Origin of the sequence: Brachybacterium sp. GCM10030268, assembly GCF_042666305.1 — a bacterium.
Lineage (GTDB): Bacteria > Actinomycetota > Actinomycetes > Actinomycetales > Dermabacteraceae > Brachybacterium.
The window spans coordinates 264,300-280,905 of the sequence record NZ_JBHTCW010000002.1 but is presented as its reverse complement, the minus strand read 5'-3'; the positions used below and the strand labels follow the sequence as shown (position 1 = coordinate 280,905).

Sequence of the window (16,606 nt, the reverse complement as noted above, 5' to 3'; positions counted from 1 at the left end):
GCTGACGTTCCTGGACGGGCTTCCCCCGAGGATCCCGACACTGTCTCGCCCCGTATCGTAGAGCACGCCCGCCCCACGAGGCCTGCTGTCTCCAGTGGACGGGCCGTGCATGCCCACGACGCCTGCGGGGCAGCACTCCGCACGTCCTCTCAGCCGATTTCGCAGCAAGGAGCCACGATGACCGACGCCACCCCCGAGCCGCGCAGTGTCCTGATCACCGGTGGGAACCGGGGCATCGGACGATCCATCGCGGAGGAGTTCCTCCGCCGCGGCGACAAGGTGGCCGTGACCAGCAGGTCCGGTGAAGGCGGTCCTGATGGTGCCCTCACCGTCGGCGCCGACGTTACCGACGGCGACAGTCTCGATGCGGCGATCAAGGCCGCTGAGGAGGCTCACGGCCCCATCGAGGTGCTGGTGGCCAACGCCGGGATCACGGATGATCAGCTGCTGATGCGGATGAGTGACGACTCCTTCGAGTCGGTGCTGGACACGAACCTCACCGGTTCATTCCGCACCGTCAAGCGCGTCATCAAGTCCATGATCCGCAAGAAGAAGGGCCGCATCGTGCTGATCAGCTCCGTGGTGGGCCTGTACGGCTCTCCCGGACAGGTCAACTACGCGGCCTCGAAGTCGGGCCTCATCGGCATCGCCCGTGCGCTGACCCGTGAGCTCGGCTCCCGGGGCATCACGGCCAACGTGGTCGCCCCCGGCTACATCGACACCGAGATGACCCAGGCGCTGTCCGAGGACCAGCAGTCCACCTACCGTGCGGCGATCCCGGCGGGACGGTTCGCCGAGCCGGACGAGGTGGCCCGCGTGGTGGCCTTCGTCGCCAGCGACGACGCCGCCTACATCTCCGGCGCCGTGATCCCGGTCGACGGTGGTCTCGGCATGGGACACTGATCCGCATCCGGATCGACTGCAGACCCTCGAACAAAGGCGTGAACGTACCCCCATGTCATCCTCCGACCCCGACTCCCGCCTGCTGCTGCTGATGCGCCACGGCAAGGCGGACAGCGGTTCCGGACAACCGGACCATGAGCGTCCGCTCGCCGAGCGGGGACGGTCCCAGGCGCGGCTGGTGGGGGAGTACCTCGAGTCGCAGAACGTCCGGGTCTCCCGCGTGCTGGTCTCGGACGCACTGCGCACGACGCAGACGTGGGACGCCGTGCGGGCCGCGATGCCCGACTTCGACGGCAAGGTCACCCTCCACGAGGACATCTACAGCGGCGGTGCGGGCGAGGTGCTCTCCCTGCTGCACGACGTCAAGGACAAGCATCCCGTGGTGATGGTCGTCGGGCATGAGCCGACGATGGCCTCGCTGGTCTCACTGCTGGCCGGCGACCACTCAGACCCGGGATCGGTCGCCCAGGCGCGCATCGGGATGCCCACCGGCGGAATGGGCGTCCTCTCGGGCGATCTGGCGCACTGGGATCAGCTCGAGGAGAAGACGCTGACGCTGCACACCATCGTGCGGCCCTGACCTTCAGCTCCGGGCGGCTGCCTCCAGGTGCGGCCACGCATCCAGCAGCGATTCGCCGTCCAGGATCACGTCGGCCACCTCGCGCAGCGCCGGCTTCGCCCGGAACGCGATCCCGGTGCCGGCCGCCCTCAGCATCTCGCGGTCGTTGGCGCCGTCGCCCATCGCCACCACGCGGGAGGCGGGGATCGCGTAGTTTTCGGCGAGCTGCTCGAGGGTGCGGCGCTTCGCGGCCCCGTCGATGATCGGCCCGGCCACGTTCCCGGTGAAGCGCCCCTGGACCGTCTCGAAGCGGTTGGCGAGCACGTGATCGACGCCAGCTGAGGCGGCCAGCTCGTCGATCACCTCGTGGAACCCGCCGGAGACGAGAGCGATCTTCCAGCCGGCGGTCTTCGCGCGGTCGACGAGCTCGAGCACTCCGGGCGTTGGCTCCAGCACGTCGCGCACCTGCGCGAGCACGGACTCGTCGAGTCCCTCGAGCAGCGCCACCCGCGCGCGCAGCGACTGGGAGAAATCGAGCTCTCCGCGCATCGCGGCGGCGGTGATCTCCTCGACCCGGTCGCGCACTCCCGCATGGTCGGCCACCAGCTCGATGACCTCCTGGGTCAGGAACGTCGAGTCGACATCGGAGACCAGGAGCCCGGCCACCTCGGTGGCCGGCGAGGCGTGCGTGGTCGGCGAGGCCTCCGCGCTCACGGCTCGATGACCGTTCCCTTGCCGATCACGGTGATCCCCGAGTCGGTGACGACCCAGCCGCGGGCGCGGTCGGCCTCCGGATCCAGCCCGATCTGCGTGCGCGGCGGGACCACGATGTTCTTGTCGAGGATCGCGCGGTGGATCTGGCTGTGGCGGCCCACGGAGACACCGTCCATGATCACCGAGTCCGAGACCGTCGACCACGAGTTCAGCCGCACCCCGGGCGAGACCACCGAGTTCGAGATCTGCGATCCGGAGACGACCACTCCGGGGGAGATGATCGAATCGACCGCGGTGCCCACGCGCCCCGGACCGGCGTGGACGAACTTCGCCGGCGGCACCGTGCGGTGACCGGTGAACGTCTGCCACGCGTCGTTGTACAGGTTGAACACCGGGTGGATAGCGATCAGGTCCATGTGGGCGTCGTAGAAGGCGTCCAGGGTCCCGACGTCGCGCCAGTAGTCGCGGTCGCGGTCGGTGGAGCCGGGGACATCGTTGTGGATGAAGTCGTAGACGCCGGCCGCCTGCTGCTGGACGAAGTAGGGCACGATGTCGCCGCCCATGTCGTGCTTGCTGGAGTCGTCCTGCGCGTCCCGGGTGACGGCCTCGACCAGCGCGTCGGCGGTGAAGATGTAGTTGCCCATCGAGGCGAGGATGGAGCCGGGATCATCGGCGAGCCCCTCGGTCTGGGTCGGCTTCTCGACGAACGCCTTGATCGCCGTCGGGTCCGACGGGTCGGTCTCGATCACGCCGAACTGGTCGGACTGGTCGATGGGCTGACGGATCGCGGCGACCGTGCAGGGCCTGCCGGATTCGATGTGAGCATCGAGCATCTGGGAGAAGTCCATGCGATAGACATGGTCGGCGCCGACGACGACCACGTAATCCGGCTTCTCCTCGTGGATGAGGTTCAGGGACTGGTAGATCGCGTCGGAGGAGCCGCGGTACCAGTGCTTGCCCATACGCTGCTGCGCGGGCACGGGAGCGACGTAGTTGCCCAGCAGGGAGCTCATGCGCCAGGTGGAGGCGATGTGCTTGTCCAGGGAGTGGGACTTGTACTGCGTCAGCACCACGATGCGCAGGTACCCGGAGTTGACGATGTTCGACAGGGCGAAGTCGATCAGACGATAGATGCCGCCGAAGGGTACGGCGGGCTTGGCCCGGTCGAGGGTCAGGGGCATCAGCCGCTTCCCCTCGCCGCCGGCGAGAACGATGGCGAGGACCTTCTTGGACGACATGGTGCGAGGATAGTCCAGACGTGGCAGCCATCACGCCGGGACCGGCACAATGGGACGCTCGAGGCGCTGGGCCCGAGCAGAGAGGGAGTCCGAGATGCGCGTGGATCTGCTCACCAAGGAGTATCCGCCGGAGGTGTACGGCGGCGCCGGGGTGCACGTGGCCGAGCTGACCCGGGTGCTGCGACCCCACATAGACGTCCGTGTGCGCGCATTCGGCGCCCAGCGGGACGAGCCCGGCACCTCCTCGTACGCCGCCCCTGTCGAGCTCGAGGGTGCCAACGCCTCCCTGACCACGCTGGGGACGGACCTGCTGATCGCAGCGGACTGCGCCGGGGCGGACCTGGTCCACTCCCACACCTGGTACGCCAACTTCGCCGGGCACATGGCCTCGCTGCTGCACGGCATGCCGCACGTGCTCTCCGCGCATTCGCTCGAGCCGCTGCGGCCGTGGAAGGCGGAGCAGCTCGGCGGCGGGTACCGGGTCAGCTCGTTCGCCGAGCGCACCGCCTACGAGGGCGCCGCCGGAGTGATCGCCGTCTCCGGCGGGATGCGCGAGGACATCCTGCGCGCCTACCCCACGGTCGACCCGGCACGGGTTCACGTTGTCCACAACGGCATCGACATCGAGCAGTGGGCGCCGAATCCGGAGACCTCCGCGCTGACCTCTCGCGGCATCGACCCGGAGGCGCCGACGATCGTGTTCGTCGGCCGCATCACCCGGCAGAAGGGGCTTCCCTACTTCCTGCGCGCGGTGCGCGGCCTGCCCGCCGATCACCAGGTGGTCCTGTGCGCCGGCGCGCCGGACACCGCGGAGATCGCCGCGGAGGTCGACGACCTGGTGAGCGAGCTCGCGGCGGAGCGGGGGAACGTCCATCTGATCTCCGAGCACCTGCCCCGCCATGAGCTCACCCAGGTCCTCACCCACGCGACCACCTTCGTGTGCCCGAGCGTGTACGAACCGCTGGGCATCGTGAATCTCGAGGCGATGGCCTGCGGCACCCCCGTGGTCGCCTCCGCCACCGGCGGGATCCCCGAGGTCGTGGCCGACGGGGAGACCGGGTACCTGGTGCCGATCGATCAGGTCAGCGACGGCACGGGCACCCCGGTCGACCCGGACCGCTTCGTCGCCGACCTCACCGAGGCACTGACCCGGATGCTCGCCGATCCTGCGCGAGCGAAGCAGATGGGGGAGGCCTCCCGCCGGCGCGCTGCGGAGCACTTCTCGTGGACCTCGATCGCCGAGCGCACGCTGGACGTCTACCGGACTGTGCTCGCACAGCGGCGCTGAGGGCTGCTCTGGGCGGAGCGGACGGAGCGGTCGGAGCGGTCGGTGTCTGTCTGGCCGCCCGACCGCCACGGCACCTCGGAGGGCGGCGACCGGTCGTGGTCAGCCCATCTCCGCGGCCACGATGCGCTCGACCGCTTCCACGAGCGCACCCCGGGCGACATCGTGGAGCTCGTCCAGCAGCCCGCGTCGTGCCAGGGCCTCCGAGAGATGCACGGTGTGGCCCGAGCCCTCGTCGATCTCCGAGCGGGTCAGGATCAGCGTGCGAGCCGCGAGCACCAGCAGGTGTGCCGCGCTGTCGTCGACATGGCGGGGGAGCGCGGTCGAGGTCCATGTCGGCGGGATCCGCGCGGACTCGACCGGTTCGTCGGGCACCAGGTCCAGGTCGATGCTCCCCTCAGCCACGCGGCGCATGGCGCGCAGCAGCTCCTCCCGGGCGTGCCCCGAGGTGGCGGCCGGGGGGACCTGCGAGCCCACGGGGGCCTCGAAACGCTCCCAGGTCACGGCGTGGACCATGCCGCCCGGATCGGTGACCGAGGGGATCAGGGTGTGATCGGCGATCCCGGCGCCGGTGACCACGATCGCCTGTTCAGATTCGAGGGCAGCCGGGAGAGCCGCCGGAGGGCCGACCAGGCCGGCGATACGGCCGGGCACGGGGAGCACCAGCCGCAGCTGCGCCAGGGGCAGCCGTCGCAGCCCGGTCATCCAGGCGAAGAGGTTCTGGCCGCCGTCCCCGGGCCCGCTGCGCCCGACGCCGTAGCTCATCTCGGCGGCGTCATCGGGGCCGAGGTCCCCGCGCAGGTAGGCGGAGGCCCACAGCATCAGCACGGCGGCGCGGGGCAGGGCGACGAGATCCCGGGCCGACGGTCCCGCCGCGCTCATGCGGCACCCTCCTGGAGGGGGACGAACACCGCGCGGCCCGCCGTCGCCTCGACGGACTCCAGCCGCACGCGGACGACCTCGCCCATCTCGGCCTCCATCGGCACCCAGTCGGTGACCGGCGGGTCGGTCAGCTGGACCTCGACCCGGGTCGGCGTCGCGGTGCCGCCGTCGCCGGATTCGCTCGCCTCTCGGCGCTCGATCACGGCGGCCTCGAACGTCTCGCCCTCGAAGGCCGCCAGCGCCGCGGTCTCGACCAGGTCGATCGCCCGCCGTTCCAGCTCGCCCGCCGTCGAGCCCGTGCAGCGCATGGCATCGGGGATCTGCCCGAGGGCGGCGAGCAGCTCCGGTTCCGGCCGGCGCCCCTGGACATGCGCGTGGCACACCAGCAGCACGAAGCGGTCCACCAGCCGGCGCAGCGGCGCCGTGGTGTGTGCGTACGGGGCGGCGATCGCGGCCTGGGCAGGATCCTCGGGGATCTCCTCCCTGCTCGTGAAGGCCGCGTAGTCGGCGCCGCGGAACAGGGAGGTGGCCTGGTTCAGCAGAGCGAGGTGGGCCGGTTCGCGCCAGTCCAGGGAGCGCAGGTACTCCCCGTAGGCCTGGTCGTGGCGCCAGGGGACGCCGAGGATCTCGCTCTGGCGTCGGAAGCGATCGATTGCCCGCTGCTGTGCCGGTGGCATGGTGCGCAGGATCCCCGCGCCGTGCTCCAGCATCAGCTGGGCAGCGGCCATCCCGGTCATCAGCGAGATCTGTGCGTTGGCGTCCTCGATGGGGCGGGGGCGGCGCCAGGTCAGTCGTACCAGGTCGCCCTCGGCGATGATCTCCTGCTCGGGCACGTTCAGACTTGCGCCTCCGCGGTCCGCCTCGCGCTGGGCGCGCAGCTCGCCGATCTCCTGCAGCAGGGTCATCGTGGGGTGGCCCGTGCCCTGGTCGAGATCGTCCTGGACCCGGTCGTAGCTGAGCTTCTCGATCGACCGCACCTGCGAACGCTCCAGGTCGATGCGCTGGATCTCGCCGTCGGCATCGAGATCGAGCACCCAGACGAAAGCCGGCGTGCTCTGCCCGGGAAGCAGCGAGGCGGCGCCCTCGGAGAGCACCTCGGGGTGCAACGGGATCCGACGATCGGGGAGATAGACGGTCTCCCCGCGGCGCCGCGCCTCGTGATCGAGCGGACTGTCGAGCTCGACGAACGCGGGCACGTCGGCGATGGCGTACAGCACCCGGAAACCCTCGCCCCGGCGTTCTAGATGCATCGCCTGGTCGAGGTCCGTGGAGCTTTCCGGATCCAGGGTCACGAACGGGACACCGGTGCGGTCGGTGCGCTCGGCGCCGGCGATGTCGCGGGCCGCTGCGCGCTCCGCGTCGGCCAGAACGTCGGCGGGGAACTCCAGGGACAGGTTCTCGCCGTAGGTGCTGAGCAGGGCGTCGATGCCCTCGCGGATCACAGCGGCCGCGACCGACCCTCGCGGGGCGTGCACAGAGACGGGGCGGTGCGGCACATCGACCTCCTGGATCGGCGGTTCGGGCGCGGTCAGTCTAGAGGTCACGCGCGCTCCATACGCGGCCGCGGATCGGGCGCGATCGTCGAGGGTGCGAGCGCGTGCACATGCCCCTGCATGAGGGGCGGCACGTGAGCACTCCGACGTCTCGAACCGGCGCCGGCGCGTCACGTGGGCACGGATCCGGACGATAGGCTCGGACCATGGCCGTCGCAGCAGCTTCACTGACCGATGTCGTCGTCCGCCGCTCGGGACACAACATTCTCGACTCCCTCTCCCTGGACATCGCCGAGGGCGAGCGCTGGGCGGTCCTGGGGCCCAACGGCGCCGGGAAGTCGACCCTGATCCTCCTGCTCGCCGCGCGCATGCACCCCACCAGCGGCACGGTGCGGATCATCGGCGAACAGCTCGGCAAGGTCGACATCTTCGAACTGCGCCCGATGATCGGACTGGCCAGCCAGGAGCTGGCCGACACCATCCCGGCGGACGAGACCGCGCAGAACGTCGTGGTCACCGCGGGATACGGGGTCGTAGGCCGGTGGCGCGAAGCCTACGACGACATCGACCTCCAGCGTGCCCGCACCCTGCTGGCCGCCTTCGGCGTCGGTGACCTCGCCGAGCGCATGTTCGGCACGCTGTCCACGGGGGAGCGCAAGCGCGTCCTGGCGGCGCGTGCCCTCATGACCGACCCCGAGCTGCTGCTGCTGGACGAGCCCGCCGCGGGCCTGGATCTCGGCGGCCGGGAATCGCTGGTGCGCACACTCGGCCGCCTGGCGAAGGACCCCGCCACGCCGGTGACCGTACTGGTCACCCACCACGTCGAGGAGATTCCGCCCGGCTACACCCACGTGGCGCTGCTCCGCGACGGCGGCCTCGTCGCCGCCGGCCCGATCGAAGAGACCCTGACGTCGGAGAACCTCACGCGCACCTTCGGGCTGCCCCTGGTGGCCGAGCAGCACGGGGACCGCTTCACCGCGCGCTCCCTGTCGCTGGACTGACCCCGCTGTGCCCGACCCGCAGCTGCACCGGATCACCGATCTCTCGGATCCGGCGCTGGATGACTACCTGCGCATGACCGACGTGCGGCTGCGCTCGCGCGTGGAGGTCGAGCGCGGCCTGTTCATGGCCGAGAGCTATGAGGTGATCTCGCGCGCGATCGAGGCAGGCATGCAGCCGCGCTCGTTCCTCATGAGCGAGAAGTGGCTGGAGCGGTTCGCCCCGCTGTACACGCGCTTCCCCGACGCTGCCGTGTTCGTGGGCGAGGAGGCGCTGATCGAGCAGCTGACCGGGTTCCATCTCCACCGCGGGGCCCTGGCCTCGATGCAGCGCCCGCAGCTGCCCCGCACCGCCGACGTGCTGGCCACGGCCCGCACCGTCGCCGTGCTCGAGGACATCGTCGACCACACCAACGTGGGAGCGATGTTCCGCTCCGCCGCCGCTCTCGGCGTCGACGCGGTGCTGGTCTCCCCGCGCTGCGCCGACCCGCTCTACCGCCGGTCCATCCGCGTCTCGATGGGCACCGTGTTCCAGGTGCCGTGGACGCGCCTGGGAGCCTGGCCGCATGCGCCGCACCCACCAGGGGAGGACGGGCCGCACGACGGCGTCGACCTGCTGCACGATGCCGGTTTCGACGTCCTCGCTCTGGCGCTCACCGACAGCGCGGTCGCGCTGGACCAGGTCGACCTGCGTGGCGGCCGCAAGGTCGCGTTCGTCCTCGGGGCAGAAGGGCACGGCCTGACGAACGCCACGCTGAAGGCGGCCGACGAGCACGTGGTGATCCCGATGGCCGGCGGCGTCGACTCACTGAACGTCGCGGCCGCCAGCGCGGTCGTGTTCTGGCAGCGGCGAGCAGCTCTCGCGGCCCCCGGAGAGAACCACGCCTCCGACACCGCGTGAATTCCGCGAAACCGTGGGAACTGGGGACGCATTCCCACGGTTCCACGGATCTTGCGTGCTGGTGATCGCTGTCCGGGCCCCTGGCGAGTTCGCGCCTCAGGGATTCGCGTCGCAGGGAATGGCGCGTCTCAGAGGGTGATCTGCAGCTTCACGTCCGTCGGCCGTCCTTCGAGGAACCGTTCGAAGGCCTGCACGGAGTCCTCGAAGGCGAAGGACTGCGAGACGAAGCGGCTGAGGTCCACGGCATCGCTCGCGGCGAGGTCGATCGCCTTCTGGTACACGTTGGCGTAGCGGAACACCGTCTCGATCGAGACGCCTCGGCTCTGCGCGGTGGCGATGTCGAAGGGCACCGGGTCGACCGGCATGCCCACCAGCACGATCCGGCCGCCGGGCGCCGGCAGGGACCAGAGGTTCTTGTAGGCAGGGGCGGCGCCGGAGGCCTCGAAGACGACCTGAGGTCCCCATCCGCCGGTCTCCGCGCGCACCCGCTCCCCGAGGTCCTCCTGGGTGGCGTCGACGGGGACGATGCCCTCCAGTCCGTCGAGCAGTTCGAGCTTCTGGGGCTGGACATCGCTGATGAACACACGGCTGGCGCCGCCGGCGCGTGCAGCCAGAGCGGTCATGATCCCGATGGTGCCGCTGCCCACGATCGCGGCGACATCACCCGGAGCGATGCCGGCCTTGGTGGCGGCGAACATTCCCACGGAGAACGGCTCGATGAGCGCGCCCTCGGCGAAGCTCAGGGATTCGGGGAGCTTGTACGTGTACGACGCGGGGTGGACGACCTCATCGGTCAGGCACCCGTCGACCGGAGGAGTGGCCCAGAACCGGACCCCGGGATCGACGTTGTAGTTGCCCTCGCGCACGGCCCGCGAGGAAGGATCCGGCACGCCGGGCTCCATCGCCACGCGATCACCGGGGGAGAGGTGGGTGACGCCCTCGCCGACCTCGACCACGGTGCCGGCGCCCTCGTGGCCCAGCACCATGGGCTCCTTGACGACGAACGGGCCGATCTTGCCGTCGGTCCAATAGTGCACGTCAGAGGCGCAGATCCCGACCGTGTGCATCGCGATGCGAACCTCACCGGGCCCCGGCGACCCGGCGGGCTCGACCTCCTCGATGGACATGCGGTTCTTCTCCTGCAGCACCAGTGCGCGCATGAGCGGTCCTCTCCGTGGGGGTACGTCGGTGGGCTTGGACTCATCATCGCAAAGAGTCCGGCCGGCGGCCGCGAGTGCCCAGCGCCGTCTGTCGGACCCTCCTGCGAGTCTTCGCACTGTTGTTCGATGTGAAGACCCCCTCTCTTGAGCACACCTCCATCCGGGCGTAGCATTCGAACTGTTGTTCGAACGACGAGGAGGGTGGCGGTACGGAGGTGACCATGAGCGCGGCAGTCCCGCAGGCGACGCAGGAGGAGCGGCTTCATCGCGCCCGCGCGGCTCTCGGCGCGGCCGAACGCAGCGCCGCCCGGTGGGGCGGACCGATCGATCGCACCGCTTTGCGCAGTCTCGAGGGCGGGAGGTCCGCTGCCCCTGCGCCCCCGGGAGCCGCTCCCGCAGGCACCTCGACCTCCGCCTCACCTGCCTCCGCCCCGGCTCCCATCGCGCCCGGTCAGGTCTCCGGGACCCTGCTGCCGGTCCCGGCCCCGCTGGCCGGCCTCTTCCCTCACGCCGGTCTGAGCGCGGGCGGCTCGGTGGCGGTCGAAGGGGCCGCCACCACGTCGCTGCTGCTCGCCCTCGCGGTCGCCGCGGCAGGGGAGGACTCCTGGTGCGCGGTGGCGGGGATGCCCGATCTCGGGCTCCGCTCCGCCCTCGATGCCGGGCTGGATCCCGAGCGTCTCGCCCTCGCCCCGGCCTCGGGGGAGCAGCGTCCGCAGGTGCTCACCGCTCTGGCCGACGGAGTGGGAGTGCTCGTGCTCGGCCCCGACCTCGAGCTCACCCCAGCGCTGTGGCGCAGTCTGCTCAGCCGGGTGCGCAGTGCGGACACCCTGGTCCTGGCCGCACGTCCCCCCGGCCGGGCAGACATCACCCTGACCTCCACCACCCGCGTCTGGCACGGGCTCGGCCAGGGCTCGGGGCGTCTGCGCCGACGCCGGCTCGCAGTCGCCTCCACCGGTCGCGGCATCGCCGGGCACCAGGAGGTCGAGGTCCTGCTCCCGCACGCCGGAGGGATGGTCGAGGCCGTCTCCGCGACGGCGGATGCACCCTCGACCGCGCCCGCCGCGCCGCGGGGGCCTGCGGGTGCCGCCTCCTCCACGGAGCGCGCGGACATCGCTCCCGTCGCCTCCCACCTCACCCTGCACGATGCGCGGAGGGCGGGATGAGCACCCTCGAGAGGAACGCCGCCACCCGGACCGTCGCCGTCATCGTCCCGGACTGGCCGCTGGTCGCGGCGCTGGACCGCCATCAGCGTCGCCTCGAGACCGACGGGGCCGACGGGACGATCGACCCCGCCCATGATCCGGTGATCCTCGTCGACCAGTATCGCCTCACCCATGCGGGAGCCGCCGCCCGGGAGGCCGGGGCGCTGCCGGGGATGAAGCTCCGGGCCGCCCGCGCGGCCTGCCCCGAGGCGCTGGTGCTGGAGGCCGACCGGGAGCATGAGTCCTCCCTGTTCGAGCTGGTCGCCGCCGCCGTGGACACCGTCGCCGCGGGGGTCGACGTGCTGCGGCCGGGCACCGTGCTGATGGCGGCCCGCGGCCCCTCTCGCCACCACGGCGGGGAGGAGGCCCTGGCCGAGGCGATCATCGATGCCGTCGCCGACCTCACCGGCTGGGACTGCAGCGTCGGGATCGCCGACGGTCCCTTCGCAGCGCTGCTGGCAGCCACGCCCGGACGCATCGTCCACCCCGGCCGCAGCGCCGACTACCTCGCCCCGCACCCGATCGCCGCGCTCGGCAGCGCCCCCGTCGGCCCCGGGTGGGGCCATCGCGGCCAGCCCGCCGCGACCCGGCCCGGACGCCGGCTGGATCTGGCCGAGACGGTGGACCTGCTCCAGCGTCTGGGGATCGCCACCCTGGGGGATCTCGCGGCCCTGCCCTCCGCCGCGGTCGCCGATCGTTTCGGTCCCGATGTCGCCACGCTGCACCTGCTGGCCCGCGGCCAGGAGCCGGCCCCGCCCGCCACGCACCATCCCACTCAGCCGATCCTGGCCGAGACCACCCTGGAGACGCCGCTGGTGCGCACCGACCAGGCGGCCTTCATCGCGCGTCCGCTGGCCGAGGAGCTGCACGGGATGCTGGTGGACCGCGGCCTGGTGTGCACGCGGCTGCGGATCGTGGCGCGCACCGAGGGCGGCGAGGAGATGGAGCGCACCTGGCGGCACGACGGCGCGCTGAGCGTCGCCGACGTCGTCGACCGCATCCGCTGGCAGTGCGACGGCTGGATCACCCGCTCGCGGCTCGGGGGACCGGCGACCGGCGCGATCACCCGGCTCGGTCTGCACCCGCTGCAGCTGGCGCCGGCGGGGGAGAGCGCCCCGGCGCTGTGGGGCAGCGCGGGGGAGGCGGCTCAGCGGGCCTCGCGGGCCTTCGCCCGTGCTCAGGGTCTGGCGGGGGAGGACGCGGTCCAGGTCCCCGCCGTGGTCGGAGGACGGCTGCTGGCCGAGGAGGTGCAGCTGGTGCCCTGGCGTGCGGAGAAGCCTGCCCGGCGTGAGGGCCCCTGGCCGGGGTCGCTGCCGCGCCCCGTGCCCGCCACGGTGTTCCGCGAGCCGCCGGCGGTCGCCCTCGAGGACGCCGAGGGGCGGCCCGTCGTGGTCACCGCCCGCGGTCTGCTCAGCGCCCCGCCCGCCCGTCTTCTGGTCGCCGCGCCCGGGACGCCTCTGCTGCAGCGGACGGGGCTGCGCGCCGGCTCCCCGCACCCGGTGCTCGCCCACGGTGCTCCCACCGTGATCGACGAGCGCTGGTGGACCCGCGACGGCAACCGCTCGGCCCGTCTGCAGCTGGTGGTGCGCGGCGCGAGCGCGGAGGAGACCGCCGTGCTGGCCCTGTCCCGCACCGGCCGCTGGTCGCTGGAAGGACTGTACGACTGATCGACGTACTGCGAGGAACGAGCGGTAGGAGACCAGTCAGAGAGCAGAGTCTGATCGACGTACTGCGAGGAACGAGCGGTAGGAGACCAGTCAGAGAGCAGAGTCGGAGGAGAAGAGCGATGGCCGGATGGTTCCTGGGGCCGCCCGCGTGGAAGGATCTCGAGGCGATCCTCTCGGACCGCCCTGCCCAGGTGACGACCCCGCCGGTCGTCGTCGAGGAGCCCGCCGCGCCGGCCGGCGACGCCTACCGCCCGACCGCGAGCGTCGATTACGCCGAGCTGCACGCCCATTCGCATTTCAGCTTCCTCGACGGGGCCTCGAGCCCGGAGGACATGGTCGAGCAGGCCGCCCGGCTGGGGCTGGGGGCCATCACCCTCGTGGATCACGATGGACTGCCCGGCGCGGTGCGCTTCGCACGCACCGCGGGGGAGCAGGGCATCGCCACGGTGTTCGGGGCCGAGCTCACCCTCGGTCTCGAACCGGGGGCCGAGGCGGCGAGCGCCACCCCGGTGACCTCTGCGCCCCGCACCGGCATCAGCGACCCGGACGGGGAGCACCTGCTGGTGCTGGTGCGCGACACGGACGGGTACCGGCAGCTGTCGGCGGCCATCGCCCGCGCCCACCTCGACAGCGGGGAGAAGGGCACCCCCCGCTACCGGCTGGCCGAGCTGAGCCGTGCGGCGCGGGAGGGGCACTGGCAGATCCTCACCGGCTGCCGCAAGGGATCGGTGACCCGCGCCGTCGCCCCGCACCTGGAGGTGGGGGATCTGGAGGGTGCGGCCCAGGCCGCGGCCGAGGCGATCGCCCGGCTGCTGGAGCTGTTCGGCGCGGGCAATGTGGCCGTCGAGCTGGTCGCCGGCGGCGGGGGAGCGGCCGACGAGCTCCACGACGCCCTGGCCCAGGGTGCTCGCCTGGTGCGGGAGTCCCACGGGCTCGACGAGATCTCCCTGCCGCTGGTGGCCACCACCAACGCCCACTACGCGCGGCCGGTCGACAAGCATGTGGCCGACACCCATGCCGCGCTGCGCGCCGGGGTGCCGCTGGCCGAGGCGGATCCCTACCTCTCCTCCCGCCCCGCTCATCTGCGCAGCGGCGAGGAGATGGTCCAGCTGCTGCCCCGCTACCCGCGCGCGATCTCGGCCGCCGCGCGGCTGGGCCGGGACTGCGCCCTGGACCTTCACCTGCTCGCTCCGAACCTGCCCCCGTTCCCGGTGCCGGCCGGGCACGACGAGACCAGCTGGCTGATCGAGCTGGTCGAGATCGAGGGCCGCGAGCGCTACGGCCCCCGGCCCACGCCCGAGACCCCGGAGCGGGTTCCCGGGGCGTGGGCGCAGATCGATCACGAGCTGGAGGTCATCACCGGCCTGGGCTTTCCCGGGTACTTCCTGATCGTCCACGACATCATCGCGTTCTGCCTGGATGAGGGGATCCTCGCGCAGGGGCGCGGCTCGGCCGCGAACTCCGCGGTCTGCTACGCGCTGGGCATCACGGCGGTCGAGCCCGTCGGCCATCAGCTGCTGTTCGAGCGGTTCCTGGCCCCGGAGCGGGACGGCCCGCCGGACATCGACATCGACATCGCCTCCGACCGCCGCGAGGAGGTCATCCAGTACGTCTACGAGCGCTACGGCCGGGAGAACGCCGCGCAGGTCGCCAACGTCATCACCTATCGCGCCAAGCTCGCGGTGCGCGATGCCGCCCGGGCACTGGGCTACGACACCGGCGCGCAGGACGGCTTCTCCCGCCGCGTCGAGCGTTCCTTCTCCTCACTGGCCGGGGCGGAGATCCCCCAGGACGTGGTCGACCTCGCCCGGTCGCTGCGCGATGCCCCGCGCCACCTGGGCATCCACTCCGGGGGGATGGTGCTGTGCGACCGCCCGGTGATCGAGGTGTGCCCCGTGCAGTGGGCGGCGATGGAGGACCGCAGCGTGCTGCAGTGGGACAAGGACGACTGCGCCGAGGCGGGCCTGGTCAAGTTCGATCTGCTGGGGCTGGGGATGCTCACCGCCCTGGATCATGCCCTGGCCCTGGTCGCCGAGCACCACGGCCAGCGCTTCGAGCTGCGCACCCTGCCGCAGGAGGACCCGGCGGTCTACGACATGCTGTGCGCCGGGGACAGCGTGGGCGTGTTCCAGGTGGAGTCCCGTGCCCAGATCTCCACCTTGCCGCGGCTGCGGCCCCGGGAGTTCTACGACCTGGTGGTGGAGGTGGCCCTGATCCGGCCCGGCCCCATCCAGGGCGGCTCCGTCCACCCCTACATCCGTCGCCGCGCCGGCGAGGAGGAGGTCACCTTCATCCATCCGCTGCTGGAGAAGTCCCTGGGCCGCACCCTGGGGATCCCGCTGTTCCAGGAGCAGCTGATGCAGATGGTGGTCGACGTCGCCGACTTCACGCCCGCCCAGGCCGACCGGCTGCGCCGCGCGATGGGCTCCAAGCGCTCCACCGAGAAGATGCTCGAGCTCTCCGACGCGCTGTTCGCGGGGATGGCGGCGCACGGGATCACGGGGGAGGACGCCGAGGCGGTCCACCGCAAGCTGCTGGCCTTCGCCAACTACGGCTTCCCCGAGTCCCACGCCTACTCCTTCGCCTACCTGGTCTATGCCAGCTCGTACCTGAAGTGCCACTATCCGGCGGCGTTCACGGCGGCGCTGCTGCGCTCCCAGCCGATGGGCTTCTATTCGCCGCAGTCGCTGGTGGCCGATGCGCGCCGGCACGGCGTGCTCACCCGGGGTCCGGACGTGCTGGCCAGCCGCGCCCGCACCGATCTGGAGACCGACGCCGATCACCACGGGTACCGGGTCGATCCGCCGCGCCAGCAGGTCCAGGGGGAGGCGGCCGCGCAGGGCCCGGCGATCCGGCTGGGGCTGGACCAGGTGCGCTCGATCAGCACCGAGACCGCGGAGGCGATCGTCGCCGAGCGCGAGGAGCACGGCCCTTTCGTCTCGGTCCCGGATCTGGCCCGACGGGTCCAGCTCAGCGCCCGCCAGCTCGAGGCGCTGGCCACCGCGGGCGCTCTCGATCAGCTGGCCAGCTCCCGCCGGCAGGCGCTGTGGTCCGCGGGGGCCGCCGCCCAGGAGTCCCCGGAGACGCTGCCGCACCTGGCGGTGGGGGCCCGGGCCCCGATGCTGCCCGGCATGAGCGATACCGAGCTGGCCTCCGCCGATGCCTGGGCCACCGGGATCACGCTGGATGAGCACCCCATGGCGCTGGTGCGGGAGCGGCTCACGGCCGAGAAGGTGCTGAGCATCGAGGGCACCCGGGCGGCGGAGGATTCCTCCCGGATCCGGGTGGCCGGGGTGATCACCCACCGCCAGCGGCCCGCGACCGCCGGGAACGTCACCTTCCTCAGCCTCGAGGACGAGACCGGGATCCTCAACGTGGTCTGCTCCCAGGGGTTCTGGCACCGTCACCGGGTGCTGCTGCGCACCTCCCGAGCGATCGTGCTGCGCGGGATTGTGGAGAACCGCAGCGGCGCGGTGAACCTGATGGCCGACGACGTGGCGTCCCTGGACCTGCCTGCGGCGGGCAGGTCCAGGGACTTCCAGTGAGCAGCGGTTCCCGGCGAGCCCGGATCGCCGGGAACCGCTCACGGACGTGCTGTGAGCCC

Annotated in this window: 13 protein-coding genes; 8 read left to right on the top strand and 5 right to left on the bottom strand. The window is 71.8% G+C overall.

The window, feature by feature from the left end:
- The first annotated feature begins 177 nt into the window (after positions 1-177).
- Together ACFQRD_RS04270 and sixA are read left to right on the top strand one after the other, a co-directional pair.
- The gene (locus ACFQRD_RS04270; RefSeq protein WP_377017032.1) at positions 178-903 is read left to right on the top strand and encodes a beta-ketoacyl-ACP reductase; all 726 of its coding nucleotides are present in this window, start codon (positions 178-180) and stop codon (positions 901-903) included.
- A 52-nt stretch (positions 904-955) separates the two neighbouring features.
- Positions 956-1,483, top strand: a complete 528-nt coding sequence (gene sixA, locus ACFQRD_RS04265; RefSeq protein ID WP_377793924.1) for a phosphohistidine phosphatase SixA — start codon at positions 956-958, stop codon at positions 1,481-1,483.
- Positions 1,484-1,486: 3 nt separating this feature from the next.
- Here the strand turns inward: sixA and serB are convergent, their stop codons facing one another.
- Together serB and glgC are read right to left on the bottom strand one after the other, a co-directional pair.
- Complete coding sequence (gene serB, locus ACFQRD_RS04260; RefSeq protein ID WP_377793923.1) at positions 1,487-2,176, bottom strand: phosphoserine phosphatase SerB; 690 nt, start codon at positions 2,174-2,176, stop codon at positions 1,487-1,489.
- On the bottom strand, positions 2,173-3,414 hold the full coding sequence (glgC, locus tag ACFQRD_RS04255; protein WP_377017038.1) for a glucose-1-phosphate adenylyltransferase: 1,242 nt from the start codon (positions 3,412-3,414) through the stop codon (positions 2,173-2,175). The genes serB and glgC overlap by 4 nt, the downstream gene beginning before the upstream one ends.
- Before the next feature lie 49 nt (positions 3,415-3,463).
- Here glgC and glgA point away from each other — a divergent pair, with 49 nt between their 5' ends.
- On the top strand, positions 3,464-4,702 hold the full coding sequence (gene glgA / locus ACFQRD_RS04250; protein ID WP_377793922.1) for a glycogen synthase: 1,239 nt from the start codon (positions 3,464-3,466) through the stop codon (positions 4,700-4,702).
- A 99-nt stretch (positions 4,703-4,801) separates the two neighbouring features.
- On the opposite strand, the gene ACFQRD_RS04245 is transcribed toward glgA, so the two are convergent.
- Together ACFQRD_RS04245 and ACFQRD_RS04240 are read right to left on the bottom strand one after the other, a co-directional pair.
- Complete coding sequence (locus ACFQRD_RS04245; RefSeq protein WP_377803511.1) at positions 4,802-5,581, bottom strand: hypothetical protein; 780 nt, start codon at positions 5,579-5,581, stop codon at positions 4,802-4,804.
- Complete coding sequence (locus ACFQRD_RS04240; protein WP_377793920.1) at positions 5,578-7,125, bottom strand: RNB domain-containing ribonuclease; 1,548 nt, start codon at positions 7,123-7,125, stop codon at positions 5,578-5,580. The genes ACFQRD_RS04245 and ACFQRD_RS04240 overlap by 4 nt, the downstream gene beginning before the upstream one ends.
- Before the next feature lie 155 nt (positions 7,126-7,280).
- Here ACFQRD_RS04240 and ACFQRD_RS04235 point away from each other — a divergent pair, with 155 nt between their 5' ends.
- The gene (locus ACFQRD_RS04235) at positions 7,281-8,075 is read left to right on the top strand and encodes an ABC transporter ATP-binding protein (protein WP_377017046.1); all 795 of its coding nucleotides are present in this window, start codon (positions 7,281-7,283) and stop codon (positions 8,073-8,075) included.
- Positions 8,076-8,148: 73 nt separating this feature from the next.
- Positions 8,149-8,973 carry a TrmH family RNA methyltransferase gene (locus tag ACFQRD_RS04230; RefSeq protein WP_377017274.1) on the top strand — a complete coding sequence of 275 codons (825 nt, stop codon included), beginning with the start codon at positions 8,149-8,151 and terminating at the stop codon, positions 8,971-8,973.
- 128 nt (positions 8,974-9,101) lie between these two features.
- Here the strand turns inward: ACFQRD_RS04230 and ACFQRD_RS04225 are convergent, their stop codons facing one another.
- Complete coding sequence (locus ACFQRD_RS04225) at positions 9,102-10,133, bottom strand: NAD(P)-dependent alcohol dehydrogenase (RefSeq protein ID WP_377017048.1); 1,032 nt, start codon at positions 10,131-10,133, stop codon at positions 9,102-9,104.
- Positions 10,134-10,354: 221 nt separating this feature from the next.
- Here ACFQRD_RS04225 and ACFQRD_RS04220 point away from each other — a divergent pair, with 221 nt between their 5' ends.
- From ACFQRD_RS04220 to ACFQRD_RS04210, 3 genes are all read left to right on the top strand, one after another.
- Positions 10,355-11,296, top strand: a complete 942-nt coding sequence (locus ACFQRD_RS04220) for a hypothetical protein (RefSeq protein WP_377017050.1) — start codon at positions 10,355-10,357, stop codon at positions 11,294-11,296.
- Complete coding sequence (locus ACFQRD_RS04215; protein WP_377017052.1) at positions 11,293-13,002, top strand: DNA polymerase Y family protein; 1,710 nt, start codon at positions 11,293-11,295, stop codon at positions 13,000-13,002. Before ACFQRD_RS04220 ends, ACFQRD_RS04215 begins: the two co-directional genes overlap by 4 nt.
- Before the next feature lie 119 nt (positions 13,003-13,121).
- Entirely contained in the window at positions 13,122-16,547 is a 3,426-nt protein-coding gene (locus ACFQRD_RS04210) for an error-prone DNA polymerase (protein ID WP_377803510.1), read from the top strand.
- The last annotated feature ends 59 nt before the right edge of the window (positions 16,548-16,606 follow it).